The organism is Bacteroides sp. 51 (assembly GCF_010500965.1).
Lineage (GTDB): Bacteria > Bacteroidota > Bacteroidia > Bacteroidales > Bacteroidaceae > Bacteroides.
On the sequence record NZ_QVMI01000034.1, the window covers coordinates 42,832 to 61,783 of the forward strand.

The window sequence follows — 18,952 nt, forward strand, 5'->3', positions numbered from 1 at the left end:
ACCAAAAGAAATAATTATTTATGCGATACATTATATTAATATTCATCGCCCTTTGGGCAACTAACTTCCAGGCGCAAACCCTAAGCCAGAAGGAAAAAGAAAAACAGCAAGAAGACTCGCTAGTTATGAAAACAAGAGTGGGCGTACTCTCTTTTGAAGATGCATATACCCCACCGCCACCCTCTGTAGTGCCTCCATCGCCGCAGGCAGCTATATTCAACAAGTACCTCAATCACGAGATTAGCGACTACAACGGCTTGCCTCAGATCGAGATACCACTATACGAAATCGAAATCAAGGGACTGAAGATACCCATCACACTTTCCTATCATGCAGGAGGCATTAAATATCTGCAATACGATGGTGACATAGGGGCAGGATGGAGTATCAATGCCGGCGGATATGGCATTACACGAACCATTAAAGGCAAGGACGACTCGTCTGTTCCATTCTATAACGAACAAGATTTCAATCAAAAAGTTATCAACCGGTCCGAAGGAATGAAAAGCTATGTCGGATACAACCTCGCACTTTCTGTAGATGGTGCAAGCGGCTTCTACGGTGATTGTTTATACAATGATAACCAACAACTTACAGATGGCGAATACGATCAGTTCAATTACATGACACCAAGTGGATCAGGACAGTTTATCATCGCCAACCGTGATCATATAAACACACGAAATGTCGTTAATACCAATCCTGAAAATCAAATTCTATTGGCCGCCACATCGGCTTTGTCTTTGAACGACATGGCTGTTGTAGATGGAAACGGATTTACCTATTACATGGGTAAACACCCCACACAGAGCGGTATCCATGAAGAAGGACCACTCAACCGATACGATAATCGTACCGGATGGCCACTGCGACAAATCAAATCGCCCTACAATGAAACAATAGAGTTTAGTTATGTCACACACAATGTGTCACACGACAGAGAGGATATTTTCTGGGATGACTACTATACATTCAATATCAGCGAAGCGATGAACGACACAGGTTCAGACCAAACCTTCGAGGCCAGTTATAATTTCAATGACACATTTTATGGGGCCTATGGATCTCCATACAAAACCTATTTCGTCAGTGAAATCAGGACAGGCAAAGAAATAATTGAATTCATGAGATATACCCCACAAGCAGGAATGCCCTATGTAATTAAAGAGATTCGGATAAAAACATTGGCAGGAAGCCTGGTGAAAACCATCAAACTAGACTACAATAATTCCGGACTACACCGGCTACTTTCCAAGCTAACCATAGGCGATGAAGTCTATAGTTTTGACTATTATCCAACTCCCGACCCAACAGGATTGGCCAACAAATTATACTCCGACGTGTGGGGATACTACAAAGTAGCCAACAATGCAAATTCCTGGTTAAATTATCTGGATGAACGCTACAAAGATGATGAGATCCTATACCGGAACCACAGACATTACCCAACCAATAAAATCATCAAGAAGCTTAAGGATATACCCGAATGGCAAAGTATGATAGCTTGGGTAAACCGGGAAATCAATGGAGCAACCACACATGCCTTTTCGCTCAGAAAGATTACTTTCCCTACAGGAGGAACCACGGAATATGTATATGAGCCACATCGATACAAAGACTACTATCAGCCGGGACAGCCGATTATAACCGGAGCAGGGCAGCGCATACAGAAAATTATATCCAGGGCCGGAGGTAATGCCAAACCAGTGAGTACCGTATTCAAGTATGGTGTGCAAGAGAATGGCTATACAAATATGATTCATTTTAATTGGGGAGCAGCTATTCACAACTATGCCAGCAAAACCAGAAGCACATTGGCTTATCCCTTGGATGTGCCCGGTGCAACAACTCCTGTTACCGAATTCATCTATCGTACATCAAGAACATACAGTAGCCGCAGACCGCTCAATAGTGATGCTGACAGTAATCCACCCATTGTATATGGACAGGTCGCCAAATATCAATATGATGAAGAGGGTAACCTTTTAAATAGAAATGGAAAAACCGTTACTTATTACAATGAGCTCAGAGAGCAACCCTATGCAACTGCCGAAGAGCATTATGATGAAATGACATATGGGTACGTAAAAGATTACTATTTAGGGAAAAGAGCTATGCCGGATAGTGTTTGTGTATTCGACAGTAACAACAACTTGGTGCAAAAAGAAACATATAGGTATGAGCCTGGTTACAGATATGCAACTACATTCGATGGAGTCAGATCAATCATGAGGGAATATTTTGATGATGTTTCTTTCTGGAGGAATATTTACGAATATCCTGATTATTATATTGGAACCTCCTGCTTTGAACAACTCCATAACCGCGTATCCATAGCCCAACGCTTGCCGGGAAGTAAAACGACAACCGTTTATGAAGCGGGTACGCCTGTAGTTATTACCGAAACCAACCAGTATAATAACCGGAACCAACGGATAAAAACTACGCAAACGAGTAGTCAGTCGGGGAGTCTTATAAAAGAATACAAGTATCCGGACAGTTTTACGGGAACCGTTTATACTGAAATGATAACTAAAAATATGGTTCATCCTGTTGTTGAACAAATCACAACGCATAATAGTGTTGAAATCGGTCGGGTCAAGACTCCATACGCCAAAGACTCCTCGCGAACGAAAGGGCTTATTCTGCCGGATAAAGCAGAGAGTTCCGCTTCGGGTACAGCCAACCTGCGTACAGATATTACTTACGACCTGTACGATGCCAAAGGTAACCTACAACAGTTCACCACACTGGATGGCAAAAAGACCACCCTTCTGTGGAGCTATAACGGGCAATATCTTGTAGCAGAGATACAATATGCAGCTTATAATGAAGTACAGTCCGCAGCCAGCGCCCTAGGGCTCAACCTGGAGGCTTTGCTCACGACCAATTCGCCGGATATGACCAAAGTCAATAACCTCAGGCAAAGGCTAGGTGCTGCCTTCGTGACCACCTTTACCTACAAACCTCTGGTAGGCGTTACATCAACTACCGACCCTTCGGGCAAAGTCACTCATTACGACTATGACTCATGCAATCGGCTTAAGGAAATCTATATCATGAACGGAACAGCCAAAGAAGTGACCGATACATACCAATATAATTACATAAACCAATAAATAGAAACATTATGAAGAAAAGAATATTATTTATAGTACTCATCCTGTCCATGGTGCTAAGTAGCGTTTACGGACAGAATTTCAGCCCCAAGGTTTATGCGGGCGATATAACCGGGCTGTCCTATAGTGATTACTATTACACTAGCAGCTATGGAAATGGCTATTTCTATTGTGAATTCGATGTAACTACAGAAGTAGATGCACGCATCTCTCATTGCGGATCGGACATAAGCTTCTCGTACATAACACTGTATGACTCCAATGGAAGAGTAGTGACTTATGGTTCAATCAATACTTCTATATGTCAGGACAGAGAACTGGCCTCTTTGGAGAAAAAGAACCTACCACCGGGCACCTACTACATTTTATCCGAATTCAACGAGTCGGGAATGATAAATATCAACATAGATTGTTTGCCCTCCGCCAACCCAACCGGTAATAAGATGACCAATGCTATCAACGTGGATACACACCAAACAGCATTTGCATTCTCCGACACCCGGAACACCAACTACTATACCAATGATTATCAGGGTCAGTCAACCAAAGATGTATTCTATAAATTTACACTGGCAGCACCCATGAACATTACCGTCTCCCATTGCGGATCGGAACTCTCAGATACTTTTGTCAGCCTACTCAACTCATCCGGAACACGGATTGCTTATAACAATGACTATTCCGGACCAGGGGGATGCAGCAATACCCGACAATCTTATCTGAAAATGGAAAACCTGGCCGCAGGAACATACTATGTAGTATCCGAAGGTTATAGCAGTAATGGAAAGATAACCACGCAAATAGAAGGGCAGAAGAACATCACGTTAGGAGTAAGTGCAAACCAGAACTACATAGCGGTCATAACTCCAACTGTAGCCGGTGCAACAGTTGATGTTAACAATGCCTTGGTGAATATTCAATACTTTGATGGATTGGGCAGACCGATGCAAAGCGTACAGGCCAATGTTACACCCAATATGGCCGACCTGGTAAGCTTCCAGGAATATGATGTTTACGGGCGTGAATCCAAAGCCTGGCTACCAGCCACAGCAACATCAAACAGCGGAGCATTTGTGGCATATAGCAGCTTCACAAACAAGTCACTGGCAACATATGCTAATGAAGCCAAAGCCTACAGTCTACCAGTTTATGAAAATTCACCCCTAAGCCGCACATTGGAACAATACGGACCCGGACGCGCATGGCAGGATTATGGGAAAGCAGTAGGAACTGCGTATCTGACCAATAATAATAACTATGTCAGTAAGTTATACACTTCTACCGACAACAGGCAAACGGTAAGTCTTAGCCAAACAAGTAGTAATCCGAATTACAACAGTGGAGAGTTGTTTGTTACTAAACAAGTCGATGAAGATGGCAACATATCCTACGAATTCAAAGACAAGTTGGGCCAGGTTATACTCACCCGCCAAATGAATGGAAGCATCCCACATGACACTTATTACGTGTACGACAAATACGGAAATCTGCGCGCCGTTCTACCACCGCTGGCAGCCGACAACCTGAGTACCAACACATGGGGTGAAAGCGATACTTATCTGCAACGGTATGCTTACCTCTATAAGTATGACAATCGCAACCGCTGCATAGCCAAAAAGCTTCCGGGAGCAGAATGGATATATTATGTTTACGACAAAGCAGACCGCCTGATATTTACACAAGATGGCGAACAGCGCTCGCGTGGCGAATGGCTATTCAGCATACCCGATAAGTATGGACGGGTAGTACTAACAGGAACCTGCAAAAACACATTCAACTATCTGAGCACTCCATTGGCAAATATTATGGTAGAAGCTGTTTGGGCAGGAACAAGTGGATCATACAAAGGGTATAACATCTCCGGCGTGAGCCCCACCTCACCTGTCAAAGTATTGTCCGCACAATATTATGATAACTATGACTTTCTGGCTCTGAGCGGATTCTCTACACTGGGTCACGTTTCACCGGAAAGCGGATTCGGAATATGGAATGGTGCAAATGCAAAGGCTTTATTAACCGGAACCTACTTTGCAGAAGCTGGTAGTGGAAGCGAACAAATCTGCTCAGCCCTTTACTATGACTATCGGGAAAGACTGATCCAGTCACAAACCACAAACCATCTAAGTGGAAAGGATTCGGAATTCATCGGCTATAACTTCAGTGGGCAACCCCTGAAAACAAAAACAGTACATACCGCATCAGGGAAAGCCACCCAAACCGAGTACTACAACTATATTTATGACCATGCCGGCAGATTGACAAAAACCGAACACCGACAAGGAAGTAGTACGGCTACCCCAACCATATTGGCAGAGAATACATACGATGAACTGGGTAGACTGAAAACCAACAAAAAAGGAAACCTGCCTGCAAGTACATACAATTACAATTTACGTTCATGGATGAAATCCATTACAGGAACATTGTTCAATCAAACATTGTACTACAACGAAAGCTATGCAGGGAATACACCTCGCTACAATGGAAATATATCTGCCATGAGCTGGAAAGCAGGAAACGAAACGCTAAGAGGATATCGCTTTGCGTACGACGGTTTATCCAGGCTTACCAAAGCCGATTATCTGGTCAATGGTTCATTAAACGATAACTATAAAGTTCCATCCATTTCATACGACAAGCATGGAAACATCAAGACCCTGCAACGATGGGGAAAGACCAGTTCCGGATATGGCATGGTAGATAATCTGACGATGGATCATATAGGTAATCAGCTCTCTTATGTAACAGATGCAGCAGTAAAGACACCTGATGTAACAGCAGGGTTGAATGATTTTAAAGATGCATCGTCAGCCACATCAGGAGAGTACACTTACAACAGAAATGGAGCCATGAGTAAAGATTTAAACAAAGGAATTAGCAATATTGCATATAATTCTTTAAATTTACCAACTCAGCTCACGATTAATGGCGTTACCAATAGTTATAAATATGCCGCAGATGGAACTAAGCTAAAAGTAACTCGTGGATCTGATGTAACCGATTATGTTGGTAACAAGATCTATGAAAATGGTTCTTTGAAAAGGATTTTAGTAGATGGTGGGTATATAGAAAATGGAGTATACCATTTCTATATTCAGGATCATCAGGGCAATAATCGTGTAATTGCTACCGGAACAGGAACCGTTGTACAACGCAATCATTACTATCCCTTCGGCATGACTTTCGGAGAGATTGCAGCAACCGAACAGGATAAGCAGGCGTACAAGTACAACAATAAAGAACTGGATCGCAAGAATGGGCTGAACCTATATGATTACTCAGCAAGGTATATGGAGCCAGGTTTGGGAAGATTTACAACGATGGATCCGCTGGCAGAGAAGTATTATTCAATTAGTCCGTATGCGTATTGTAATAATAATCCGATAAGGTTTGTGGATCCAACAGGAACGAGCACTTGGGTTATGCGAAATGATGATGGAACATATCGTGTTGTAGGTGGCGATTTGGAAGATGGTGATAATAACATTTATGTTTGGTCCATTAATGATGGAAATTTAACTATGGGAGAATCAATTGGAGTTACTCCAGTTTCCACGTCTTTTTACAACAGTGATGATAATATGTGGCTTGGTACTATAGATCCATTTGACAAAAGTGGATACTATTTCATGACGGATTTATTTTTTAACAATCCTGGGGTAGGCCATTATATGATGAATGCAACTAAAAATGGCGATTATGACTTTAAAAGAAATGGAATTGAGAATAAAAAGGAAGATATGGAACCAACGGAATATTACTACCGTGGTACATATTTAGGGGAAACAAAAGATAGAAAACCTGTATATTCCTCTGCCCGAGATATTGGAAACATGGGAGCGGGGTTTATTGCTGGTAGACATGATATACCGTGGTCGTTGGCACGTATTCCATTTGATCTCTTAGAGTCTTATCAAAATAAAAGGCCTTCAATTGAGGGTATGTCTACTCAAAATGCAGAATATTATGGATGGCAATGGGGACAGGCAATACTCAAAAAGAGACCAATTAAGCCATTTAGATAATAATTAACACAAAAGAATATTATGAAAAAAAGGTATCCTCTATTTATTGGTATGTTCATTTTCTTAGGAGTAGCATACTTGATATTTAGAAATTGGCAAATATCAAAAAGTGATTATAACTTTCATATTTCAGATACAAACATAAATGTGACTACATCTAAAAGATATGGAAAATTCTATGTAATATTTGATAATACTGATATTTCTGACAGTGCTGATTACTTAGAAGTAAAAACTGGAGGGGATTATCTCATAACATTTGACCCTAAAAATAAGTCAGAAATTAACTTCATGTATTCTGGAGGTGTGTTTTTAAAAAAGAATGAAATTAAATATAATATTCACATCTATGAAAATAGAGATGAAAAACAAAATTTTATGAGTACATATTTCGCTTCTGATTCTTTAAAGAATATGTATATTGATACCCGTTACTACACCGTAATATTAGATGGAGATACATTGAAAAAAGGAAGTATATGGGGTGGTACTTAAAATACTATAAAATCCGATTATTCACTCTGAAAAAGTTGGCTAGTTTATAATTTAAAGTAAATTTATATCAAGCAGCTACCATCCTCAAATATATGGTAGCTGCTTTTTTACCCAACCATTCAAAACAAACCATCAATATGGGATATATTATTCTAAGCGATTGGAAAACAGACCTAGAAAAGGTTTCTTTATCCAAGCTGCAAATCAACTTATTGAATAAAGGGTTAGCCGAATCTAAAAGAAACGTAGACGACCTCCTTGAGGGAAACACTGTTACGATTGAAGTAGATGACGAGATTTTAGCCTCAAAATTCATAAATGAAGCACAAAAGATTGGAGTTATTTGTCATTATCTCCCTTCTATAAAAGATACATAAAAGATTCTTTTGTATTACCTTTGCAACGATTTATTCACAATATCGTTAATTTCAATCTTCAACTAAGGTGTCGAATGATAAAAGCCTGAAAGGGCACGCTGCCATACTGGCGGCAAACGTCATGTGGGGACTTAATGCCCCGATAGGAAAAGCAGTACTGAATGAATTTTCGGCTTTGTCCGTTACCACTTTCCGGATGGTGGGAGCTGCGGCTGCCTTTTGGATACTATCTATCTTTATGCCGAAAGAGCACGTTGACCATAAAGATATGCTACGGTTATTCTTCGCTGCTTTATTCGGCATTGTCCTTAACCAGGGGATGTTTGTATTTGGTTTATCACTAACTTCGCCGATTGATGCCTCTATTGTGACAACCACCTCTCCGATTATTACCATGATCGTAGCAGCCATTTATCTCAAAGAACCAGTAACAAACAAAAAGATAGTCGGCATTTTTATTGGCGCAATGGGAGCGTTAACACTTATTCTAAGCAATCAGAACGTAAATTCCGGAGGAAGCAACAATATTTTAGGAGACTTGTTTTGTTTGATTGCCCAGTTTAGCTTTGCCATTTACCTAACTGTATTTAAAGACCTGATCGGTAAATATTCCCCGGTAACGATAAGCAAATGGCTGTTCATATACGCCTCAGTATGCTTTATACCCTTCTCCTACCGGGATGTAACCGCTATCGACTTTATGGCCATACCTACAGATATGCTTCTCCAAATTGGATATGTAGTACTGGGTGCTACGTTCCTTACTTACATTTTCCTGATGATAGGACAACGTGCACTTCGCCCCACAATTGTAAGCATGTACAACTATGTGCAACCTATCGTAGCAAGTATTGTAGCTGTAATTATGGGCATGGATACATTTGGCATAAAGAAAGGAATTGCTATCGGACTGGTTTTCCTTGGTGTGTACATCGTAACCCAAAGTAAATCAAAAGCACAATTGGACGGCAACGGCGGCGGTGAGCCACCGCAGTCAGGTTCTATGCAGAAGGATTAATAGCTAAAACCGAGTTGCTCCGCCGCGGGAAATATCCTCAAAGTAAGTATCGAGAAGTTCTTTGGCTGCGATAAATGAAGTTAACCCATCATTGAGAACGAGGCGCTCTTTATCTTGAAGGATCGTCTTTATTTTCTCGTTATTATAGAAGCTGTCCTTCAATTGCTCGTTGATGCTTTCGTACATCCAGTATTTGCTCTGCTCATTACGGCGATATTCGAAATAGCCATTGGCTTTTACAAAGTCGATATACGCATAAACCATGTCCCAGATTTCTTTTACACCAATATTGTAGAACCCGGAATAAGTCAAGACTTGCGGTGTCCATCCTGAGTCGGGTGCCGGGAAAAGATGCAGGGCATTACGGAATTGCGTAGCTGCCAGTTTAGCTTTATCTATGTTGTTGCCATCGGCTTTGTTGATAACGATACCGTCGGCCATTTCCATGATACCACGCTTAATGCCTTGTAGTTCATCGCCAGTTCCGGCCAATTGAATCAAAAGGAAGAAGTCGACCATAGAATGAACAGCCGTTTCACTCTGTCCTACCCCTACGGTTTCTACAAAGATCTTATCAAACCCGGCTGCTTCGCAAAGAATGATCGTCTCACGGGTTTTGCGCGCCACTCCACCTAATGAACCGGCAGAAGGGCTAGGGCGAATAAAGGAGTCAGGATGCACAGAGAGTTTCTCCATACGGGTTTTATCGCCCAGAATACTACCTTTACTTCGCTCGCTACTCGGGTCAATGGCCAACACAGCAAGCTTACCGCCCTGTTCCAACACATGAAGCCCGAATACATCAATAGAAGTACTTTTACCTGCACCCGGAACACCGCTAATTCCTACACGAACCGACTTACCGGAATGAGGCAGGCATTTCTCGATCACCTCCTGAGCAATAGCCTGGTGCTCGGGCTTAACGCTTTCTACCAACGTAACTGCCTGGCTCAATATCGTGATACTACCTTTAAGAATACCGTCTACAAAATCATTGACCGAAAGTTCACGTTTCTTTGCCTTACGCTGTGTTTTCAGATAAGGGTTTACAGACGAAGGTTGCTCAATACCTTTATTGACAACCAGTCCTTTGTATTCTTCGCAATTTTCAGGATGCTCCATGATGGTATTTACAATTAGACGATTTACTATTTACGATTGAAGTTACAATAATTAAACAAGTACACTATTGGGGTTGCTCCTTGGATAATCGCAAATTAATAATTGACTTCGGATGAACCGGGTCATTACTGATCAGCAAGATACGTAATTGCCTTTTCTTTTTCAGGTTCTTCTTTTCGAGGGTTATGCGTAAGCGGGTATGTTCTCCCGCAGCCAGTGTTGATTTACGTAAGCTCACCCCTACCGCCGGATTAAACACCTGAAGTTTGTTTATCTGAAGAGGTGACTTCCCTGTATTCCCGATCGTAATATCGTAGGTTGCTTTATTTTTCTTTTCCAACTGGTCACTCAAATCGACATCTGTCCGCGAAAGATGGATAACCGGAGCGTTTATTCTATCCGACTCGCTCAGCCCGGAGAAGTCGGGTAATACAACGGCAGAAAGCGGAATTTCATTTTCCTCGCTCACTTTATCTCCGGCAAAACGAGACAGGTAAACGGACGTCTGCGTCAGTCCCAAGTCAGACAGACGATCGGTATCTAATGTCAGGGTGATTACTCCCTTCTCTCCTTTTTGAAGCACATTGGGTTCCTTGGTCATTTTTATATAATGAGGCAGATGCATCAATACCGGCTCATAAGGGGCAGAAGATTGATTTACGATCATCAACTCCATCGTTGGCTGCTCGCCCTTGTGTGTATCAGGGAATTCGATTTCGGTTTTGTCGATCATGATCTGACCGATGGATGCGAGATCGTAGTTTGTAAAGTCGGTGATTTTTTGTACCACCTCACCCACAAAGTGGAGATAAATAAGATTAGGAGTAGCATTACTGTAAATCCCGATGGATTTATGAAAGCGTCCCAGTTGCTTGGCATCAAAGGTGGCAGTTACCGTACCTTTCTCTCCCGGGGCGATGGGCGCTTTTGTCCAATCGGCTACGGCACAGGCGCAGGATACGGTTACATTACTCAACACCAACGGTTTATCGCCGGTATTGGTGATTGCAAAGTCAACCTTTACAGGCTTCTGCCATTCAATTTGTCCAAAATGATGGGTTTCTCTGTTGGTGGATATCCGGGGTTGTGCCCAGGAAATCAGGCTTATGGTGCAAAGTATATATAGAGTCAGTAAATAACGCTTCATGGATTGTCTTTTTTTGTTTCATGCAAAAGTAGGCTTTTTAAGTTGAAAGTTGAAAGCTGAAAGTTGAAAGTTGCTGTACGGTATCGTTATTTTAAAAGTTTTAACCTTAAAAACAATTATACCACACAGCAACTTTCAATATTCAACTTTCTGTTTTTAATTCTCAACGTTCAATTCTACCGATGCCGAGTGTGCAGCATATTCAGGTGCATAGGCTGATTGAATAACAGCCAATCCACTTTCGTATGTTCCGGTGCGGCTTACGCGATAACTATGTTCCAATACATAGACCCCTTTACTCAATGAATCGAAGAAGAAGTTGGTAGAGGCATCTTTTACCGCTACATAATAGCCTGTATTTCTGTTCCACACATAACCGGAAAGGTTACCGATTGGTTCAAAGCAAGCACCACGCTGGTCTTTCAACTGAACGAAATCCATTGACCGGTCTAGTTTAATGGTGATACGGGATACTACTTTATCGCCAACTTTAAGCCCGTTATCGGCATTTATGGGTAATAGTTCTTTCTTATCACCAACGACTCTTTCTACATAAAGTTTCTTTTCTACCTGTAAGCCTTCGCTATGAGAGGTAACTTTATCTATATCTTCCTCATACTGGGCATAGACAGCACCCCAGGCAATACCGGCATCGCGTTTCTCTACCACAACTTTCTTTATCTTCGAAAGATCACTTTTGTCCGTAATCGTTTCTTTGATATAAGCTATGCCGGGAACGGTCGAGTTCATCGGAGCTAACGTTTCCATGACTTTGCCGCCCAATGTGATACGTACATCACCCTGGTTTTCGATCAGGCTGGTTCCTCTGTACAGCAGTGCATAAACCGCATTTGCGGTAGATACAGGAGAATCCCATTGCTGGGTTTGTTTCTGTTTCAGCAACCATAACTTCATTTCTTCTACAGCTGCCGCATCATTTCCGGCCATATCCATCGCTTCCATTACGGCAACATGGGCAGGAACTTTCAAACCAGACCAGGAGTAAGGATCTTCGTTGAATGCAAAGAACATGCCTTGTTCATCGGTTTGCGTGGTGTATTCTTTTAATGAGGCTATGAATGCTTTAGCATCAGCCTGACGCCCCGCTTTTTGCAGAATGACAGCCGAAACTGCTTTTTCTACCATACCTTTTGATGATATGTTCTCTTTTACCTTGTTCAGGAAGTAATCGTAGGCAGCTTTGTTTCCGGCCGGGATGGCTTCTTCTGAGATTGCTACAAGATAAAGGTATTGTAATGTATTACCCGAAACACCTGTAGACTTGCTGCCTTTCTGCTCAGACTTACGAATGAGGTTGTATTCATTTAATGCTTCTTTATGCAGGTAGTTAAATGCACGGTTACGCATAGCCAGAGCATCTTCATCAAGGGGTTTGCCTGTCATAGCACTCAGGCGTACAAGCTGTTGAAGCACATAATTGGTGATATAACGGCTTCCGTTCATCCCTTTATACCAAGTCCATGAGCCATCGGTGAGTTGCAGGTCATTGAGCTTATTGAGGGCGGTTATATTGTTATTCTGAATGTTGTTCAGATCAAACAAGGTAGCAATACGTTCTTTTTGCTCTTGTTCTGTTTTGGCCTCCATAATCCAGGGCGACTCTTCCAGCAGGATGTTCTTCACATCCTGGTTCTTTTGCAGATTGCTCAGGAATGTTTCTTTGGTACCGCCTTGCTTCTTCCAGGCATCGAATACGGCTTTTATGCGCGGTTGGCTATTCATTATATATGCAGCCAGCGTATTGGCATAATAGGCTGTTGCCCAGGAGATGGCATTATCGTTGGTTGGCATACTCAAAGATGGTAGTGCCTGGACAGCATACCATGCGGGGTTACCGGAGAATTCTACGGTCAGGCTACGATCTGTTGCGGTTTTACTGTTGTTGTTGAACAGCTCTGCCAGGGAGAACTCGCGGGTTTGGTTGCCACGTACCGGCATGGCTATGGTTTCGATTACTCTTTCTTTATTGCTCAATACCGGGAGCAGGTGTTGTTCGCCATCGCTAAAGCTACCCCCTTCGGCAACGATCCGGCAACCTAACAAATCGTATTTATCGGTAGCAGCAAACGTAAAGTTTACTCCCATAGTTTTACCTGCCTCGGCGGTGAACTTTTGTTTTTGTACGGCAATGACTTTCTCTGTCAACGGATCGAAGAGGGTAAATACCACATTACCTTTAATTGCATTTTCGGTAAGGTTGGCTACGGAAGCAGATACGGAGGTCTTATCTCCTACCCGTACAAAACGTGGCAGGTTAGGGGTAAGCATAAACTCTTTGCTGGTTACTGCCTGACTATTGATCATTCCGTTCATCATGCCTTTTGTATGTGCATATCCTTTGAAGTTCCAACGGGTAAGGCTTTCGGGCATGGTAAATGCAACAACGACTTCGCCTTTTTCATTGGTACGCAGTTGTGGGTAGAAGAAAGCGGTTTCGGCAAAGTTGGTACGCAGATCGCCTGTGGGTTCGGGGAGTTTTTCTGTTATATTATCAACAGCACTTGCCTTATCCTGATCAACTGAATATTCTGCCAAGTCGGCAACTTCTAAAAGCATTCCAGATTCAGCTGCCGAAGCCATATCATCTTTCAGCATAACAGCTCCTGTACGCGACATCTGCTTAGAACTGCCATAACCTCTAACCATAATTCCACCATTCGCCATTTGAAGGTTAACCCCCGGCTGATCCATCCAGAAGATATCAAACAACATTTGCGGATAGGTGTATTGTTTCTGTTTGAACCAGAAGTTATAATATCTGTTGCCTGCATAATAGGTATCCAGAATCCTGGAAGGAATCATCCGTGAATAATGGACATCCAACAGTTGCTCGTGTTTCCATATCTGATCCAATGAGGCATCATACATGGTAGCCAGCAATTCGGCATCGGCAAATGTACTATCCGGTTTTTGAATGGTCAGCTTCCACTCTTCCTGCTGTCCGGGACGAAGTTTATCGCGGAATACACTCCAGGAAAGTTTCAGCCTCTTGTCCGGCATCTTCTTTGAGAGATTAACTTGCTGTGTATAAGGCCGTCCATCCTTCACATAACAGAAGGTTATACTTAACCCATCGCCGTATTCTTCTTTATACGGATAAGTGAAACGCATCACAGAGTCGGACAGACGAAGCGAACGGCTTTCCAATCGCTTGGTGCCTGAGAATACATCCATCAGGACATATGCATCTTTATCTGATGTACCGAAGATAAACTCGGCTGACTGGGAGGCGTCGAATTGTGTGTTTATGCCATAATACCATATTCCCACCTTTTTGGCCGGACTCTTATCGTTGAGAGAGAACAGTACGGTTTCGGCTTCATAGGTTGCTTCGCGTCCTTGTTCGTCTTTGGCGGTAAGCATGAGTTTATATACACCCGATGGTAATGATTTCCATTCGGTAAGGGTGGTATTTGTGTTCGATGTGAACGTACCTGTATATGCAGGGTCCTTCGCCAGTTTGCCTGATTTATAGTCGGTAAACGGATAAAGTTTATATTCGCCTTTCACACTCACCGGCTGGTTGTTCAGGTTGCGGGCATTAAAGGTGAGTTTGATGTCTTCATCTTTATTCATTAGCCCGGGCATATCTACACTTAGCAGCAATGAGCGGTTGCCGGCGGCAACGGTGGTAGTGGTGGTTTGGGTTTCGCCGGCCACGTTCGTTATGGTAGCGGAAATGCTGAAGATATAGTATCCGTAATCCAGGGCATAGTCTTTATCCGGCTTCAAGGTGATGGGCAGGGTAAACTCGCCGGCATCATTGAGTTGGGCTTCGCCGGAGTCTATCGTGGTGTTGGCGTTGTAATACTGTCCCCACCAGCCATACATGCTACGGGTGACCACGTACTGAACGGGAAGTTCCTGTACGGGTACTCCGCTGTATGTTTTAGCCAATCCGGTTAGTTTGATGGCATCGCCTGTTTTATAGCTTCCCTCCGGTTTGTTTAGGGTGATTTCGAACGTTGGGCGTTTGTATTCTTCTACACGGAAACTTACCCAGGTATCTTCCGCACGTAAAGAGTATACTCCATTCAATCCGCCGGAAGGCAGAACGAATTCGGTAGTGAATGATCCGAAGTCATTGGTACGCAGGGTTGCTTTGTTGATTTCACGGTTGTTAGCATCTAACAAAGAAACGGTATATTCTTTTCCGGCCACTACATTGGCTGTATCGGATAGTTGATTGTATACGATTCCTTTCAGGTAGACGGTTTGGCCGGGGCGATACAGGGAACGGTCTGTTAATAAAGTAATTACCTGGTTTTCGGTTTGCTGGTCAGAGAATATGTATCCTCCCCTGCGAACCCATTGTATGGCATAGCCGTTGTCGGTGCCTTTTTCTACTCCAATATGGCGATATTCTGTATTCCAGTCGAGTTCGGCACGTCCGTCGGCATTGCTGGTTACCGATTTGCTTAATATTCTGTTTCCTTTATTGATGGTGAATAGTTGGACGGTTGCATCGGCAACCGGCTGTCCGCTCTTACTATCGAGCACCACGGCCTCGAAGCGATTGTTGGGCAAGGTGCGCGAGAGCAGGGTTAAACGGGTCACGGACAGGAGTTGAGACACCTGGTTGGTTGTCGTTGCTTTATCAGGAACAATCTCTACCAGGTAAGTACCTTCCTGGGGAGTGACCAACCGGCAAACGGTATCGGCCTGCAAATAATCTACCGGACGAACCAGATTGAAATGTTGTGAGGATATCTTTTTTGTGTATTTCTTACGGTTTTGTTCTTTCTGGATATCAGCAAGCAAGGGTGAGCTTCCCGGCAGATCGACTTTATACAGGTGAACCGAGAATCCGTCGAGGTTGGTATGATAAACCCGCAATGAGAGTGTATCGCCGGGGTACATTATCGCCGGCATATTTACCGATAAAGAAGGGCTCAGGATTTGTTCCTGAAGTTCTTTCACTGCATTTATGCGTTCGTATTTGGGGTATTTGGCGATTACATCCTTGCATACCTGAAGTGCTTCTGTTTTTTTATTCCGGTCAAACAGTTCTCTGGCTTTTGCCAGATAGGCCTCAACAATAACCTCACGACTGCCGGAGAGGGTAATCAGATGGCCGATATTCGTCAGATAGGTATCGGAAGAGATTCCTCCGGTTCCTTTTCGCCATTCCAGACCTTCCAGGGCCAGCAGCACCAAAGCATCTTTATTATCTTGCTTACGGTACATTTTGTTGAGGCTCAAGTAAACGTCTGCTATTTCTTTTGTCACGACAGTATCGGGCATCAACGCCGATATATTCTTCATCGAACCCACGGCATAGGATGCCAGAAGATGGTACACGTTATGGTGGTAGTAACGGCTGTACTCCTGCTGCTTTACAAAAGGAATATATTTCTGGGTGGACAGTGCGAACAAATGTACCGAATCTTCCAAAGCCGCATGGCTATGATCGAGTACCTTTTGTACAAACTGGTTTTTGCTCCACTCGCGCATATCATCCGAGGGGGTATCGACTACATCGGTACGCCACAGCAGGTTGTACTGATTCTGACTGGCGTAATCGCTATAGGTTTTTGCGATGAGTGTATGCAGAACCGCACAATCTTCGGGTATGGTTGTGGTGGTGGCCCATTGTTCCAGTTTTTTCAGGTCGACATAGAAACTGTCTGGGGCGATGGATTGGCGATATCCCGCACGGGCGGTATACGCTTTTAGCATTTGTCCCGAATTCTTTTCGGCCTCGGCCTTACGGAATATATCTTCGGTGTACTTTATGGCCGTTTGAGGCAGGCCGTTGTTTTGCGCCTTTTCAACTTCTTTCCAAAGTTTATCATATGTCCCGGCAAATGACGTCATTGAGAACACGAATAAAAACATTAGTACTAAGATTCCAGAACTTCTTGTCTTCATATTTAATAGTTTACGTTAATATTTTATTTTATAGATGCAGATGAAGTACAAATTCCATAATAGAAAGACAAAGTAAACGAATATTGTTTAGGATTTAATACTTTTTATATGTTTTTTCCTTTCTGCTTCGCTTCTTTCCAAATGCCGGTAGCATTTGAGTCGGATGCCAGTAGCATTTCGCCCGGATGCCGGTAGCATTTGATGCGGATGCCAGTAGCATTCACCACAAATGCCGGTAGCAAAAATAAAGGTGACCGTTAAGCCACCTTTCTTTATATAGATATATCGTTACCGTATTTACTTCATCGGCGTCTTAGCCAGCGTAGCCACCAGGAAGTCATAGAACTTAGGAACGGTGGCAATCAACACCCGTTCGTCTGGCGAGTGTGGCGAGCGCAAGGTTGGTCCAAAGGAAATCATATCCAATCCGGGGATATTTGCACCGATGATACCGCATTCCAGTCCGGCATGAATCACCTTCACAGCAGGTTCAACGCCAAACTGTTCTTTGTAGGATTCCTTCATGGCTGCCAGTATCGGAGAATCGACATTGGGCTGCCAGCCCGAATAGCTACCGCTTGTTTCTACCTTCATTCCTGCCAGTTTGAAACAGTCGGCCAGACTATCGCTCAGGTAATCTTTCATTGAATCGCTGCTGCTGCGAGCCAGAATCTTAAAGGCTGCGTGCGTAGAGTCAATTTCGATGATAGCCAGGTTAGACGAGGTTTCTACCGTATCGGGCACACTCGGAATCATACGGGTTACCCCATTCTGGCAGGCATGAATAGCGCTAACCAGAGAGTCGCGTACATCTACCGGTACCACATCCGATTTCTCGTTTACTACACCCGCTTCAATAACAATATCATTTTCGATACCTTTATATTCTTCAACGAACGTTTCTTTAAAGTCTTCTACCAGATCAAGCAACTCTTGTTGTTGCGCAGAAGATACGGCCAACACCACTTCGGCTTCGCGAGGAATAGCGTTACGCATATTACCACCGTTCCAACGTACCAGGTTGGCATCCAGACACTCAATGGCCGATTGTACAATACGTACCATCAGTTTGTTGGCATTGCCACGTCCTTCGTTGATTTCCAGTCCGGAGTGCCCGCCGCGTAAGCCTTTCAGGTTGATGAGCATGCAAACGTCGCCGTCATCCGGCTTATCGCCTTTGTACTCCATAGTCGCTGTGATGTCAATACCACCGGCACAACCGATGTATAGTTCGCCTTCGTCTTCAGAGTCGAGGTTCAACAGGATTTCACCGTTCACGGTTCCCTGCTTCAATCCAAAGGCTCCAACCATGCCGGTTTCTTCGTCGGTGGTGATTAGCGCTTCCAGCGGACCGTGTTTCAGTGTACTGTCTTCCAAGATAGCCATCATAGCCGCTACGCCCAATCCATTATCTGCGCCCAGTGTAGTTCCTCTGGCTTTTACCCACTCGCCATCAATGTAAGCATCAATCGGGTCTTTTTCGAAATCGTGCACCGTATCGTTGTTCTTCTGCGGAACCATATCCATATGTGCCTGTAGAATAACCCCTTTGCGGTTCTCCATGCCCGGAGTGGCCGGCTTGCGGATAATAACGTTACCGATCTCATCTGTGAAAGACTCCAAGCCAAGACCTTTACCAAAGCTCAACAGAAATTCCGTTACCGGACCCATGTAGCCCGAAGGACGAGGTATTTGAGTTAGGGAATAAAAATGTTTCCACACATTCTGTGGCGCTAATTCCTGAATTGTTTTCATAG

9 protein-coding genes are annotated in these 18,952 nt (G+C 43.4%); 5 read left to right on the top strand and 4 right to left on the bottom strand.

Going from position 1 to position 18,952, the window contains the following annotated elements; translation table 11 throughout:
• Positions 1-20: 20 nt before the first annotated feature.
• From D0T87_RS19755 to D0T87_RS19775, 5 genes are all read left to right on the top strand, one after another.
• Positions 21-3,119: a hypothetical protein gene (locus D0T87_RS19755; RefSeq protein WP_163177305.1), complete on the top strand. Its 3,099-nt coding sequence runs from the start codon at positions 21-23 to the stop codon at positions 3,117-3,119.
• An 11-nt stretch (positions 3,120-3,130) separates the two neighbouring features.
• Positions 3,131-7,144: a DUF6443 domain-containing protein gene (locus D0T87_RS19760; RefSeq protein ID WP_163177307.1), complete on the top strand. Its 4,014-nt coding sequence runs from the start codon at positions 3,131-3,133 to the stop codon at positions 7,142-7,144.
• A gap of 21 nt (positions 7,145-7,165) precedes the next feature.
• The gene (locus tag D0T87_RS19765; RefSeq protein ID WP_163177309.1) at positions 7,166-7,639 is read left to right on the top strand and encodes a hypothetical protein; all 474 of its coding nucleotides are present in this window, start codon (positions 7,166-7,168) and stop codon (positions 7,637-7,639) included.
• Between the two features lie 92 nt (positions 7,640-7,731).
• Positions 7,732-8,016 carry a hypothetical protein gene (locus D0T87_RS19770; RefSeq protein ID WP_163177310.1) on the top strand — a complete coding sequence of 95 codons (285 nt, stop codon included), beginning with the start codon at positions 7,732-7,734 and terminating at the stop codon, positions 8,014-8,016.
• 67 nt (positions 8,017-8,083) lie between these two features.
• Positions 8,084-9,034, top strand: coding sequence for a DMT family transporter (locus D0T87_RS19775; RefSeq protein WP_163177312.1), 951 nt, complete (start codon positions 8,084-8,086; stop codon positions 9,032-9,034).
• A gap of 3 nt (positions 9,035-9,037) precedes the next feature.
• On the opposite strand, the gene meaB is transcribed toward D0T87_RS19775, so the two are convergent.
• The 4 genes from meaB to D0T87_RS19795 form a co-directional block, all read right to left on the bottom strand.
• Complete coding sequence (gene meaB, locus D0T87_RS19780) at positions 9,038-10,156, bottom strand: methylmalonyl Co-A mutase-associated GTPase MeaB (RefSeq protein ID WP_163177314.1); 1,119 nt, start codon at positions 10,154-10,156, stop codon at positions 9,038-9,040.
• Between the two features lie 64 nt (positions 10,157-10,220).
• Entirely contained in the window at positions 10,221-11,303 is a 1,083-nt protein-coding gene (locus tag D0T87_RS19785) for a DUF1573 domain-containing protein (RefSeq protein WP_163177316.1), read from the bottom strand.
• Between the two features lie 156 nt (positions 11,304-11,459).
• Positions 11,460-17,195: an alpha-2-macroglobulin gene (locus tag D0T87_RS19790; RefSeq protein ID WP_163177318.1), complete on the bottom strand. Its 5,736-nt coding sequence runs from the start codon at positions 17,193-17,195 to the stop codon at positions 11,460-11,462.
• Between the two features lie 297 nt (positions 17,196-17,492).
• Entirely contained in the window at positions 17,493-18,950 is a 1,458-nt protein-coding gene (locus D0T87_RS19795; protein WP_163177320.1) for an aminoacyl-histidine dipeptidase, read from the bottom strand.
• Positions 18,951-18,952 lie beyond the last annotated feature (2 nt).

Coding starts and splice junctions, on each gene's coding strand:
- D0T87_RS19795 (WP_163177320.1), bottom strand. CDS start 18,950: ATGAAAACAATTCAGGAATTAGCGCCACAGAATGTGTGGAAACATTTT.
- D0T87_RS19760 (WP_163177307.1), top strand. CDS start 3,131: ATGAAGAAAAGAATATTATTTATAGTACTCATCCTGTCCATGGTGCTA.
- D0T87_RS19755 (WP_163177305.1), top strand. CDS start 21: ATGCGATACATTATATTAATATTCATCGCCCTTTGGGCAACTAACTTC.
- D0T87_RS19785 (WP_163177316.1), bottom strand. CDS start 11,303: ATGAAGCGTTATTTACTGACTCTATATATACTTTGCACCATAAGCCTG.
- D0T87_RS19765 (WP_163177309.1), top strand. CDS start 7,166: ATGAAAAAAAGGTATCCTCTATTTATTGGTATGTTCATTTTCTTAGGA.
- D0T87_RS19790 (WP_163177318.1), bottom strand. CDS start 17,195: ATGAAGACAAGAAGTTCTGGAATCTTAGTACTAATGTTTTTATTCGTG.
- D0T87_RS19770 (WP_163177310.1), top strand. CDS start 7,732: ATGGTAGCTGCTTTTTTACCCAACCATTCAAAACAAACCATCAATATG.
- meaB (WP_163177314.1), bottom strand. CDS start 10,156: ATGGAGCATCCTGAAAATTGCGAAGAATACAAAGGACTGGTTGTCAAT.